The organism is Roseibium sp. (assembly GCF_965229775.1).
Classification (GTDB): Bacteria; Pseudomonadota; Alphaproteobacteria; order Rhizobiales; family Stappiaceae; genus Roseibium.
In genome coordinates this window covers 6289684-6301965 of record NZ_OZ245929.1, presented here as the reverse complement: position 1 = coordinate 6301965, position 12282 = coordinate 6289684, and the positions used below count along the sequence as shown (strand labels likewise).

Below are 12282 nucleotides of genomic sequence, written 5' to 3'. Positions count from 1 at the left end.
CCATGGTTGGATCCGTGCTGTGAAACTGATTCCGGAGTTTCGGCTAAACATCTGTATTAAAAGTCTAATTCGTTCCATGTGCCTTTGAAGTCGCACGTGAACGTGTAGACTGGGTTCATGTGATTTGTGAGCGGCTTAAACAAGCGATTCAAGGCGCCTACGCGCGCATGACCGGTATGCTGGCAGAGCGGCAAATCACCCCTTGCTTCCCCTTGTGCACGGAGTAATCTGCGGGTCCAAACCGCAGGACAATCTTCATGACAATAGTCGTCGTCGGTGCCGGAATTTCCGGCCTCTCCACTGCCTGGGCGCTCACCAAGCGGGGCGTCCCGGTCACGCTGCTCGAGCAGGGACCGATCCCCAATCCGCTGTCTGCTTCGGGCGACCAGCATCGCATCATCCGCCGGGCCTATGGCGGGCAGGGTGGGTATCAACGCCGGATCGGGGACGCCTACGCGGCCTGGGACGAGATGTGGGAGGACCTCGACAGCAAGCACCTGGTCGACACCGGGTTCATGGTGATGTCGCAATCGGAAGATGATGGCGGCGAGGACTACCGGAAGGGGCTTGTCGCGGGCGGTTATCCTTTCGAGGATCTGACGCCCGCCGAGACCGCAGACCGGTTTCCGTTCGTAGACCCTGCGACCATTCGCTATGGCCTGGTCAGCGACGAAGGCGGCGTTCTTCTGTGCCAGAGGATCGCATCGGATCTTCGCGACTGGCTGCGTGCCAAGGGAGCAGATGTGCGCGAGAACGCCGAAGTCAAAGCCGTCAATCCTGCGGCGGGTTCCGTGACGCTTGCCGATGGTCAGGTCCTGCAGGGAGATCATGTCATCGTCACCGCCGGAGCGTGGACGCTCAGACTGTTTCCGCAGCTGGCTTTGAAACTGACGACCTATCGGACCGCGGTCGTCTATCTGACGCCTCCGCAGGATCTCGTCGAAGCCTGGGAACGCGCGCCTGCGATCCTCGATCCGGGTGGCCCCGTCGACGGCTACATTCTGCCGCCGGTCGCCGGGACGGGGCTCAAGTTCGGTGCCGGCATTCACAAGTACAAGGCTGACCCGAACCAGGACCGTGTTCCGAAAGCGGAGGAGGGGGAGACCTTGCGCGACTATTTCTCGCCGCCGTTTTCGCGCATCGGGGAATACCGTGTCGACGACGTCGTAACCTGCGCCTACACGTTCACGGCCGACGAGCATTTCTTTGCGGCGAGCGAGGACAGGGCAACCATCGTGTCGGCCTGCTCCGGTCATGGCTACAAGTTCGGTGCTGTCGTCGGGCAGAAGCTTGCGGACGGGATCGTCTCAAGGGATATGGCTTCGGCGCAGACCTGGCTGGAAGCGCGGGACTGACGATCCTGGTTTTCGGCGCCGCGATTGCCCTCAGGGCTGAGCGCGCTCCAAGGCGCTGACCGTCAGCGCCCTGCACTTGAAGCCGGAAAACAGCTGTCTTACGACGCTACCGGATGACGATTTCCACACGGCGGTTTCGTGCGCGCCCCTCTCGCGTCCTGTTGTCCGCAATCGGTTCCCGTTCTCCCTTGGCGATCACCCTGTATCGGATGGCGTTCGGGGCGCCCGCCCTCACAAACCAGTCTTTCACGGCATCGGCGCGCCGTCTGGACAGATCCAGGTTGTAGGCGTCGGCGCCGCTTGAATCGGCATGACCTTCGATTTCAACATGCGGCACGGTGCGCCTTTCAATCTCGTAAATCAGGTTGTGCAGTTGGTGTTCGGCGTCCCGCTTGATGGCCGCGCTGTCAAATCCGAACAGCACGTCGGCCTCCAGCGTGACGCGCTTGGGTGGCGCCGGAGGGGCCGGTGGCGGGGGCGCGTCGGGAATGAACGGTATCGGACCCGGCCAGACGTGAGGATCCGGCGTGTCGGGGAGAACCTCCGGTTCGACGTCAAGATACTGGATCAGCACCTTTCCCCAATGCCGGTCGATGCCGACGTTGGCGGTCGTGCTGCTTGGGTTGAAGACGTTCGGACCGAACTGCGCGGAATAGATCTTGAAGTCGAAAAGAGCCGCGCCATAGGGATTGTGGCCGGTCGAAATTTTCAACCAGACAGCGCCGATATTCGAAACACCGTTCGACGCAGACGCGGTTCGCATGATCGCCGACTTTCTGTCGATGTCTTCAAAGCTCGTCTGCTTTGCACTCCGAACGGCCTTGAAGCCGGGCTTCATCGTGTCGGAGAAGGAAATGGGCGCAAGTGAACCTCCGCCTCCGGCGCCGACAAACCACATGTTGGCCAGCGTTCCCGATTCCAGATTGCGCAATTTGAACTGGATCACGCCACCGGTGATCCATTGCCCGCCACTGGCACTTCTCTTGATGGCGACTTCCCACTTTGAGGACATAACAGGCATCGGAATCATCCTTGAAAAAGCGAACAAAATAGGGATCGCAGCCGGTCTGACGGGCCGCTGCATTGCTGCGCATACTTGCGGTCCGAGGGCTGCGAGTTACGGTCAGGCGCGTTTCCTGCGGACGACCTTGCGGCCCGCGAGCAGGGCGACACCGCTGCAAAGCAGGAAGACCCCGGCGGGCAACGGCACTTCCGAGATCAGCGCCGGCGCATACTCCACATAGTTCGCCTGGGAAAAGGCAGTCTCCATCCCGATGCTCTGTCCGGCCTCGATCGTCACCAGGAAAATGACGCGATGAAAAAAACTGTACATCGCTTCGTTGAAGCCACCGTCACCAATGGCTGTCGTGCTGGCGGAAAACAGCAGCCCGGCAATCCCGTCGCCCGAGTTGAAGACACCGCCCGTCACGGCCGTACCGGCGCCGGTTTCAGTGGTTTCTTCCGTGTCAGCCGTTGTGACCGTCGTGAGATTGCCATCGGACAGGCCGGAAAAAATGATGCTCTGCGTTGCGCTTGTGCGCGCCAGTCCGTCGTCTCCCGAATACCGGGCAAGCAGATCGCCGCCGATTTCGGCGCGGATCGGGATAACAATTTCGGCGTCGGTCGTGTTCTCGAACGTGGTCAGGCGGGAAATGCCAAATGTTGATTCCGCTTCTGCCGGCGCCGGAGACGAGGTGATGCGGAGCTGGGCGAGACCGTCGCGGTCAATTGTCTGGCGTCCGATCGCAAACGCTGTGACGTCCGCGCCCTGGTCCTGAGAAATGGCGCTTTCAACGTTCCACTGTGCATCGGCGAATTCCGTCGGATCAGCCCGGTTTGTGCGCAGTTGGCGATTGCTGACAAACGGGATTTCCGGTTCGCAACCTGAACATCCGATCTGGGTCGTGGTCTGGTCAATCGCCGTGACGGCGTCAGGAGCATTGATCTGACTGTTGATCGACGTTGAAAAATCGGGGCCGCCCACGCTGGACGTGATGCCGTCGGGCGATTGGCCGTCAAAGGGCAAATCCCCCATGATGACGAAGTCATACTCCATTTGCAGAAAACTCAAGGCCTGGACGGGCGTTGCCTGGGCTGGTGAAGCAAGACCGATTGCGAGGGCCGCAAGGACTGCAGCTGCAAACACTTTCATCTGAAAACTCCTTAAAACAATTGTCCCGGCTTAAATGAAACACCGGGGCAATCCGGAGCCTATGTGTCGGAGCGCCCAAAAGTCCTGAGCAAGTTCTGACGAAATCCTGACGCCGTGATGACCTTAGGGAAATCAGGTCTGGAAGATTGCTTGTCAATTCTGCTAATGTTTGCCAGGGGCAACATGGCGAGCATGCGTGATTTACCGATTTGAGCAGTTTGAACTGGACGAAGGCAGACAAGAGCTCAGGCGGAGCGGGGACCTTGTATCCATCACGCCCAAGGCCTTCGGTGTTCTGACCTACCTGTTGAAAAACGGCGACCGGCTGGTCTCAAAATCCGAACTGATGGATGCCTTCTGGAGCCGCAATGTCTCGGAAGCGGCGCTTCAGAAAACCATTTCCCTGCTCCGCAAATCTCTGGATGAAGAAGACGCTGAAACACCCATCCTGAAGACCGTGCATGGCCGCGGTTTTCGCATCGTTGTGGACGTGATGAGGCAGGACACGGACACCGGGACCGGCACTCCCGTAAAAACGGCAGGAGTGGCGGAACAGCGTCTCGTTGCCGTGCTCTGCTTGAAGATTTCAGGTCCGGAAGGACGTCAACCTCAACCGGAAGCGATCGATTCGTGCCTGCGCAAGGCCCGTCTGCAGGTGGAAAGCTATCAGGGCAAACTGCTGCACATGATGGTGAACCAGTTCACCGCTTCGTTCGGTGTCGCCCCCGACTTTGAAGACGGTGCGCGAAGGGCGGCCCATTGCGCATGGCAGCTTTCCCGGTCGGACGAGATCAGGGCAATTCGTTCTGCCGGCGGGCACGTGAGCCTCGGGATAGATGTCGGCCCGATGCCCTTTAGCGGAGATGAAAGCGCATGGCAGGCACCGAGCACGCTTGAAATCGGCGCGGTGGCCCTGGCTGACGCGGTTCCGCGGGATAAAGTCCTGATTTCCGATACAGCCTTCCAGCAATTGCGCGACGAGGTGGACGTCTCGTCTGACGGCGATCGTTACGCGCTCACGGATATTGCCGTCCTGAGCACAGGTATACCCGCGCGTCCGAGCAAAAACCCGACCGGTTTTGTCGGCCGCGCTGCCGAACTCGCCTTTCTGAACAGCTTTTTCAAGGAAGCGAGTTCGGGGAGTTTCCGGGCAACGGCCCTGTCCGGCCCCGCGGGCATCGGCAAGTCGCGCCTGACAAGCGAATTCCTGAAATCGCTCGGTGACGGAGACGCCCGCATCTGCATGGCCAATTGCTCTGCGCACAAGACGAATTCGGCGCTTGCGCCCATCCGGCAGATCTGTTCGGCCTTGTTGCAGGATGGCGCGGAGGGACTTGCAACGGACCCGGTCGACGCGGCGTTGCTGGAGCTCCTGATCGATGAAGACGCCCAGCCTTCGCCCATTCTGGAAGGCATCAGCGACAGACAGAGAAACGCGCGGACGCTTTCACTGATCCAGCAGGTCCTTCGCCTGGCGAGCGAGGAAGACCCGCTTCTGATCGTCTTTGAAGATGTTCACTGGCTGGACGCCACCTCCCGGGCAACGCTCGGGGCATTGCTTCGCAAGGGCGGGGTACCGCGCGTATTCCTGCTGATGACGACGCGGCCCACCGAAAATCCGCCGCTTCCGGACTCGGTCCTGAACCTGTCACCGCTCGGCGCGGAAGACAGTCTGCTGCTGATCCGCGCCGTACCCGGAAACGACAGGATCAGCGACGACGATGCAGCGGTTCTTTCTTCGCGTGCCTCCGGCAATCCGTTTTTTCTGGAAGAGCTGGTGCTGGCAGCAAGGTCGGGGGCGGCCGTTGATCTGGAGCTGCCCAACACCGTTCAGGCGGTGATGGAAGTCCGGATCGGCGCATTGGCTCCGGCGCAAAGAACCGTGCTTTACGTGATGGCGATCACCGGCGAGGTGAACACGCCTCAGTTGCTCGCGCTGCTCACTCAACGCGATGAGGCCGCGCTGGAAGATGACCTCGTCAGCCTGGTCCAACTGGGCTTCCTTTTCGAGGACGATGCCGGGTTCACCTTTCGCCATGTGCTGTTGAGTGACGCGGCCTATGCCATGGTCGCGCAGCAGGATCGCCGGCGACTTCACGGCGAGATTGCGCGCTACCTGGAGACTTCGGACGATCCAAGCCGTGACGAGACAAAGGCGTGGCATCACCAGGAAGCCGGGAATACCGCAGTTGCGATCGGCTACTGGACCAAGGCGAGTTATGCCGCCATCCATCGCTCTGCACGCCCGGAAGCGATTTCGTTCGCCAGGTCCGGCCTTGCGCAGATCGACCCGGAGAACGCGTCCCACCAGGAAGCCGAGTTGCGATTGCGGCTCGCGCTGGCCACTGCACTCATGGCCGCGAAAGGGTATGGTGCACCCGAGGTCGGCGATGAACTCGAACGCGCGCTCCTCCTCAGCACCGTGGCGGGATCGGAGAAGGCAAAAGTCAGGGTTCTGATGGGGCTCTGGGTCAACACATGGGTTGCCGGGAAACTGGAGACGTCGCTTCAGTACGCAACGGAGCTGCTGCAGCGGGCCGAACGGTCCGCAGACCCGTCGCTGCGTCTTCAGGCGCACGCGGCAACCGGCGAAGTCCTGACACATCTCGGGCGCCTGGACGAGGCGGGACTGCACCTGCAGAAGGGGCTCGACCATGCCCCAGACGTGGCCGCCAAGACGATCACGGATCAGAACTCAGCGGTTACCTGCGCTGCCTATGCGGCCTGGGTTGCCGGCCTGCAAGGCCGGAAGGACGACTTGCTCAAGCACGTCGTTACGTCGCGCAAACTGAGCCTGGTTCGCGAGAACCTGTTTTCTGAGGCCATCCACTTTGCGCTTTGCGCAGAGGTCTTCATGTTCCTCAATGACGTTGAAAAGACATCCGAACTGGCGCGCCAGGCGATTTCGGTCAGCCGGGAGCACGGGTTCCCGTTCTGGCTTGCTTCCGGACTGGTGCTCGAAGGCTGGGCACTCGGCATGGCGGGCAGGTTCGATGCGGCCTTTCCGGCAATCGAGGAGGGGATCAGTGTCTTCCAACGCACCGGGGCCGGTGTGCAATTCACCAACTGGTTCGGCCTGAAAGCGGAAACGCACCTTCGGGCCGGCGAGGTGCAGGCCGGCATAGAGGAAGGCGAAAAAGCCCTGGCGATCGCGGAAGGGAATCAGGATAGCTGGTTCGCGCCGCGCGTTCACTCCGTGCTGGCGGCCCTCTATTCCAGGCAGGGCGAAACGCCAAAGGCCGCTTTCCACACCGAACAGGCATCCAGCCTGAAAGAGACCCGCAAGCTGGCCGATGCTTTCGTCCGGATTTCGCTTTGAAATTCTGTTTCGGCGGGAAGAGGCGGATCAGGTGAAACACGTGGAGCAGGCTTCAGGCACAAATACGTGTTGATTATTTCAGGCCGAGAAAATAGGTTTGCCGGTGATGGTTCTTGCGGAATGAAAACGGCCGCAAGATGAAAAGGGAACACGGTGAGGAAGAGCCGAAAGGGCGCCAAATCCGTGACTGCCCCCGCAACTGTGAGCGGTGAGCGACCCCGGTGAACGCCACTGGGCCGGTGTGATCAACGGCCCGGGAAGGAACGGGAAAGCTTGGACCCGCGAGTCAGGAGACCTGCCATCGCAATCTTAACTTGACCGGGCGGGGTGTCCCGGTGGGAGACGTCCATGTGCAAAGCGGTGCTGCCGTTCAAAAATATGGTTCTGCCAGATCCCCGTCCAATCGGAGGGGGCGATGCGCCAGACCACTCGACCAACCCAATCTCGGGACCGTTGCGCCAGACCTAGGGTCGCCGTAAGACGGACGCTGATCACTGCATCATGCGCCGGAGCGGACTGATGGCGCGGTCCCATCCCCACGGCAATATCCGGGACGGCCGGCCGTCATGCCTCAGCGAACTGAGCGTCGCGGCCCTGGCCGCGGGCGCGATCGTGTCGTCAGGCCTTTTCTGGCTTCTGATCCTGGCGGTGCTTTGATGGCGGCTGTCCTGGAATTGCGCAACCTTGCGCTAGGCTATCCCGGCCTCACACTGTTCAGGCACCTGTCGCTGGACATCGAGGCCGGAACGACGCTCGCCGTTCTGGGAGCGAACGGGTCGGGCAAGAGCACCTTCGTCAAGATGCTGCTCGGACTGACGGACCCGCTTGCCGGGCGCCTGACCTGGCCGTCCGGCCGGCCGGACGAGATCGGCTACCTGGCGCAACTGACGGAGTTCGACCGGCGCTTTCCCATTCGTGTGCGCGATCTCGCCGCGATGGGCGCGTGGCGCGGTTTCGGCTTGTGGTCGGGCCTCGGGCGGCGAGGCCGGGACCGGGTGGATGCAGCCCTGGACGAGGCCGGAATTCTCGAATTGTCGGAGCGTTCGCTCCACACGCTTTCCGGCGGGCAACTGCAGCGGGCCCTGTTCGCCCGCGTGATCCTGCAGGACGCCCCCCTGATCCTGCTCGACGAGCCCTTTGCGGCGGTCGACCAGAGCACCGAGGCACACCTACTGTCGATCATTCAGCGCTGGCGCGGGGAAGGCCGGGCCGTGGTCCTCGTTGTTCATGATCTTTCCTCCGTTCTCGATCATTGCAGCCACGCGCTGCTGCTGGGCAACGGAACCGCAACGCATGGCCCCGTTGCCGAGGTCCTGACACCGGACGGGCTCGTGGCGCAGGGGTACCTGTCGCAAAGCCAGGCGTCCTGGATGTTCAGGGGTCCCCTTGATCAAGGGGAGCGCGCCCATGTTTGAGCTGTTTGCCGAAATGTGGAACTTTGCCTTCATGCGGCGCGCCTTCGTGGCGACAACGGTGCTGTCCGCGTCCGTTGCGCCGATCGGCGCGTTTCTCGTTCTGCGGCGCCTGTCCCTTGCCGGCGAGGCCATGGCCCACGCGATCACGCCGGGAATCGTCATCGGGTTCGTGGCGACCGGGTTGTCCGTGATGTCCCTGCTCGTTGGCGGTCTGGTCGCGGGCGTCGGTGTTGCCATCCTCACGGCGCTGCTCGCGCGCAAGACCATCCTGCGCAGCGATGCCAGCCTCGCCTCGCTTTACCTCATTGCGCTTGCCGTCGGGATCTTCATCCTGTCCGCGGCCGGGTCCGCGGTGCCGCTCAAGAGTTTCCTGTTCGGCTCGATCCTCGGGATCGACGACGCGTCCATGATGCTGGTCGGCGGTGTCGCCACCGTGACGCTCGCCGCGTTTGCCGTGCTTCTCAGGCCGCTGATCGTCAGCACCTGCGATCCCGTCTTCTTCGAGGCACAGACGAAGCGGCCCTGGCTCGTCGACCAGGGGTTCATGCTGCTGCTGGTTCTGAACCTGCTCGCCGCATTCAAGACACTCGGGACCCTGATGGCCGTCGGCCTGATGATCCTGCCGGCGACGGCTGCCCGCTATTGGGCCAGCACCATCACGGGTCAGCTTGTGCTCGGTTTCCTTTTTGCCCTGGCAAGCTGCTGGATCGGCCTGACCCTGTCGTATCTCTTTCCCGAGACCCCGTCCGGCCCGGCGATCGTGCTTGTAGCCGGGGGCTTCTTCGTGTTTTCGGCCCTGTTCGGGCCGCTCGGCTTCGGCGGCCGGTTCCGCAAACCGTCGCCCGGAAAAAAGACGTCTGTCGAACAAACCTATATTGAAAAGAGAACCCAATGACCCTTCTGAAAAGCCTGGCAGCCGGTTTCCTGGCGACATCGCTGATCGCCGCCGCAGTGCCTGCCGGTGCACATGACGACGTCAAGATCGTCGCCAGCTTCTCGATCCTCGGAGACATGGTGAAACAGGTGGTTGGTGATCATGCCGAAGTCACCACAATTGTCGGCCCTGATGCCGACGCGCACGTCTATCAGCCCTCGGTCGCCGACGCGCGCGCAGTGGCCGAAGCCGACGTCATTTTCGTCAACGGTCTCGGCTTCGAGACCTGGTCTGATACGCTCATTTCCGAATCCGGCACCGAGGCCACCGTTCACATCGCTACCGAGGGCGTGATGCCGGTCAAGGTCGGCGGCGAGACCGATCCGCATGCGTGGAATTCCCTGTCGAACGGGGTCATCTACGTGCGCAACATCGCCGATGCCATGGCCGAGGCCATGCCGGACCATGCCGATGATTTCAAGGCAAACGCTGATGCCTACATTGCCAAGCTCAAGGCCCTCGATACGGAGACGCGTGCACGGCTGGCCGCACTGCCGGAAGACCGCCGAACAGTCGTCACCGCACATGATGCTTTCGGCTATCTTGCCGATGCCTATGGTCTGACCTTCCTTGCCCCGGTCGGCATCGACACGGAAGCGGAACCGTCCGCCCGCGATCTCGCGGCTCTGATCGCGCAGCTGAAGGACGAGGGGGCGGCAGCGCTGTTCGTTGAGAACATCACCAGCCCGGCGCTGGTGCAACAGATTTCGGACGAAACGGGTATCGGGATCGGTGGCCGCCTTTACTCCGACGCATTGTCGGAGCGCGGGGGACCGGCCACCAGTTACCTCGCCATGTTCCAGCACAATCTCGGCACGTTGCTCGACGCGCTTGGAGACGGCAACAGCTGACGGGACGTTGCTGGCGAGCGGCGCCGATTGGTGCCGCTCTTCCTGTTCTACCTGGAAGGGCCGGGCCAGCGTGACTGGCCGAACAGGGTGGGCAGATCCAGCATCCGGCCACCTCCTGAGCGGATATTCGGCGGTTTGCGCGGGTTGACCCATCCCGACGGGTCCATGGTATCGGCGGCATCGCGGACAGCCTCCGGACCGGCCGGCTGGCCATTTGCAAGTTCGCCCGCAATCCACCGGGCAACCTGGGGTGCGGAGACGCTGGTGCCCGGCATTGCCACAAAGGAGCCGCTTCGCGACCCTGCGCTTACGACACCGGGCAGAAGCAGGCTGTCATCGCTGCGACCCGAGGCGTCCGGTCCGGTCTTGGCGGGATTGTTTGTCGGTCCGGTGGCCGAGTAGAGCGCCATCGGGCAATCATATTTCGGCTCCGAATCCCGAAATCCGCCGACGACGACGGTCATGTCGCCTGTCGCAAATCCGCTCAGTGTGCCCTGCCGGCGGACGAGCGCGGAAGTGACATCGGGGTCGTAGCCCAGGCGTCCGCCGATCAGCCGCCGATCCAGCGAAAAGATGTCGAGACCGGGTTCGTAGAACCGTGCATATTCGGGGTCGTCGAAATAGGACTGGCGGCCGAAAACGGGAAAGCCAGGCAACGTCTCATCCCGCACCACCCAGGCCTTCATACCAACATTGCCGGTGGGATTCGGGGCAGTCAGTTGCAACGTCCAAATGCCGGAAGGTGCAAAGGGCCCCACATCTTCCGGGCTGTCTGTCGCAAAGAGCAAGATGCCGAATCTGCCGCGTTTGTAGGGTCCGATATTCGCACCGGCAAAATAGATGAGCCCGATGCTGTCATCGTTCTCGTCCCGTAGTTCCTGCCACGCCAGGGGATGATGCGAGGAGATGGTTGCCGGCGCGATCCCACCGGGACCGTCAACGGTCAGGACGGCATAATCGTCCTTGACCTTGTTTTCCTTGTCCAGCCAGATCTGGACGGCTGACATGCTGCCGTCGGACGGCTGGACGCGCCAGTTCAGCGTTTGTGTGCGCGCGCCCTCGTGCAACTCGACCCTTGCGTGGCACCGGCTTTCGTTGCCGTTTCCGGCAGGCAGCACGAACTGGCACTTGATGGCATCTTTCGTTGCCGTCGAAAGAGCGTTTCTGATTTTCGCTTCCACGAGCCCGGTCCCGTCGTGCGGGCCGGCGTAGTTGCCGAAACTGAAATTGATGACGAGTGGCGGACGGACGCCGGGCTGTCCCTCGATCTCGATGCGCTTGTGACGGTCAAGGATGTAGAAAAGCGCCTGTTCCAGCCAAAGCGAGAACAGTCTGCCCGATGGGTCCTTCACATCTGAGGTTCGCAGGTTCACCGCGATGATCGGACGCTTTTTGGCCTCGTCGGGATCCGACACCCCGTGTGCCGGGTAGCCGGCGGCAAGCCCCATGACGTGGGTTCCGTGCGAGAGGCGATGCGCGATCGGTGTATGGCGGCGCGTGGACCAGTCCGTCGCTCCGATGGCGCGATAGAAGGCCGGATCGTCGAGCAACCCGTGATGCATGTGTTTGTTCAACTGCTCCGACAGGCCGGTTCCCGTCCAGGCGTTGCCGATGCTCGCCGGCTCGGTGTTGTCCGGCAAAGATGATGGATTGTTGGGAACTCCGTCCATGTTCCAGAAGAACTTGACGCGCGAAACCGCCTTGCAATCGTGCGTCCGCCGGAAAAGTTCGTGGCCGACGGCCATGCCGTTGTCGATGACTGCCATGACGACGGAGCCTTCGGGAACCTTGAAGCGTTCGGGTGCTGTGATCGTGAAAGGATCTTCCGGGAGTATCAGTTCGCTTCTAAGGAAGCTGGGGCCAACCTCGAGCCAGCCAATACCGGCGGCCTCCGGTTTGGCGTTGGCCGCGTTTATGTAGTCGGTTCTTGCATACAAGGTCACTGTCGCCGGCGCCGGCGCTTCGCGGAGCGACGAAGGATACTCCGGCGGTATAGCGAGAAACGCGCTCGGGTCGTCACCCAGGCCGAGGCCCGCGGCCAGCTGCCAGATTTCCTCCAGCGAGTAGGGTGTGTTCGTGTCCCGGTCCTTCAGAGCAGGGTTCAGGACAAGCAGCCACCACAGATCCGAGCTGTCCTTGATTGCAAGTTCCGCGGCGATTGCTCGGCTCAACGTGTTCACGCGAAAGTCCGCTTCCGGATTCAGAACGACGTCACCATCGTCGAATTCGTGCCAGGTAAAGACCATATCAGTCTCC

The 12282-nt window shown here is 61.7% G+C and carries 9 protein-coding genes and 1 riboswitch; of the genes, 6 read left to right on the top strand and 3 right to left on the bottom strand.

Annotated features, from left to right (window positions below):
• The first annotated feature begins 257 nt into the window (after positions 1–257).
• Positions 258–1355 (top strand): NAD(P)/FAD-dependent oxidoreductase, encoded by a 1098-nt coding sequence (locus ACO07N_RS28670; RefSeq protein WP_421984267.1) that lies wholly within the window; start codon positions 258–260, stop codon positions 1353–1355.
• A 106-nt stretch (positions 1356–1461) separates the two neighbouring features.
• Here ACO07N_RS28670 and ACO07N_RS28665 read toward each other — a convergent pair whose 3' ends face one another.
• Together ACO07N_RS28665 and ACO07N_RS28660 are read right to left on the bottom strand one after the other, a co-directional pair.
• Positions 1462–2376 (bottom strand): OmpA family protein, encoded by a 915-nt coding sequence (locus ACO07N_RS28665; protein ID WP_421984266.1) that lies wholly within the window; start codon positions 2374–2376, stop codon positions 1462–1464.
• Positions 2377–2478: 102 nt separating this feature from the next.
• Entirely contained in the window at positions 2479–3507 is a 1029-nt protein-coding gene (locus ACO07N_RS28660) for a VPLPA-CTERM sorting domain-containing protein (RefSeq protein ID WP_421984265.1), read from the bottom strand.
• A 196-nt stretch (positions 3508–3703) separates the two neighbouring features.
• On the opposite strand from ACO07N_RS28660, the gene ACO07N_RS28655 reads away from it, so the two are divergent.
• From ACO07N_RS28655 to ACO07N_RS28635, 5 genes are all read left to right on the top strand, one after another.
• Complete coding sequence (locus tag ACO07N_RS28655; RefSeq protein ID WP_421984264.1) at positions 3704–6826, top strand: AAA family ATPase; 3123 nt, start codon at positions 3704–3706, stop codon at positions 6824–6826.
• 90 nt (positions 6827–6916) lie between these two features.
• Positions 6917–7143, top strand: a riboswitch (cobalamin riboswitch).
• 202 nt (positions 7144–7345) lie between these two features.
• Positions 7346–7483 (top strand): hypothetical protein, encoded by a 138-nt coding sequence (locus tag ACO07N_RS28650; RefSeq protein ID WP_421984263.1) that lies wholly within the window; start codon positions 7346–7348, stop codon positions 7481–7483.
• A complete protein-coding gene (locus ACO07N_RS28645; protein WP_421984262.1) occupies positions 7483–8241 on the top strand; it encodes a metal ABC transporter ATP-binding protein in 759 nt (252 codons plus the stop codon). The genes ACO07N_RS28650 and ACO07N_RS28645 overlap by 1 nt, the downstream gene beginning before the upstream one ends.
• Positions 8234–9136 (top strand): metal ABC transporter permease, encoded by a 903-nt coding sequence (locus tag ACO07N_RS28640; RefSeq protein WP_421984261.1) that lies wholly within the window; start codon positions 8234–8236, stop codon positions 9134–9136. The genes ACO07N_RS28645 and ACO07N_RS28640 overlap by 8 nt, the downstream gene beginning before the upstream one ends.
• The gene (locus ACO07N_RS28635) at positions 9133–10026 is read left to right on the top strand and encodes a metal ABC transporter solute-binding protein, Zn/Mn family (RefSeq protein WP_421984260.1); all 894 of its coding nucleotides are present in this window, start codon (positions 9133–9135) and stop codon (positions 10024–10026) included. The genes ACO07N_RS28640 and ACO07N_RS28635 overlap by 4 nt, the downstream gene beginning before the upstream one ends.
• A gap of 47 nt (positions 10027–10073) precedes the next feature.
• Here ACO07N_RS28635 and ACO07N_RS28630 read toward each other — a convergent pair whose 3' ends face one another.
• Positions 10074–12272 carry a hypothetical protein gene (locus ACO07N_RS28630; protein WP_421984259.1) on the bottom strand — a complete coding sequence of 733 codons (2199 nt, stop codon included), beginning with the start codon at positions 12270–12272 and terminating at the stop codon, positions 10074–10076.
• Positions 12273–12282: the final 10 nt, after the last annotated feature.

Bases quoted from the DNA above. Each gene is read 5' to 3' on its own strand.
- ACO07N_RS28635 (WP_421984260.1), top strand. From the start codon at position 9,133: ATGACCCTTCTGAAAAGCCTGGCAGCCGGTTTCCTGGCGACATCGCTG.
- ACO07N_RS28670 (WP_421984267.1), top strand. From the start codon at position 258: ATGACAATAGTCGTCGTCGGTGCCGGAATTTCCGGCCTCTCCACTGCC.
- ACO07N_RS28650 (WP_421984263.1), top strand. From the start codon at position 7,346: ATGGCGCGGTCCCATCCCCACGGCAATATCCGGGACGGCCGGCCGTCA.
- ACO07N_RS28645 (WP_421984262.1), top strand. From the start codon at position 7,483: ATGGCGGCTGTCCTGGAATTGCGCAACCTTGCGCTAGGCTATCCCGGC.
- ACO07N_RS28665 (WP_421984266.1), bottom strand. From the start codon at position 2,376: ATGCCTGTTATGTCCTCAAAGTGGGAAGTCGCCATCAAGAGAAGTGCC.
- ACO07N_RS28630 (WP_421984259.1), bottom strand. From the start codon at position 12,272: ATGGTCTTTACCTGGCACGAATTCGACGATGGTGACGTCGTTCTGAAT.
- ACO07N_RS28660 (WP_421984265.1), bottom strand. From the start codon at position 3,507: ATGAAAGTGTTTGCAGCTGCAGTCCTTGCGGCCCTCGCAATCGGTCTT.
- ACO07N_RS28640 (WP_421984261.1), top strand. From the start codon at position 8,234: ATGTTTGAGCTGTTTGCCGAAATGTGGAACTTTGCCTTCATGCGGCGC.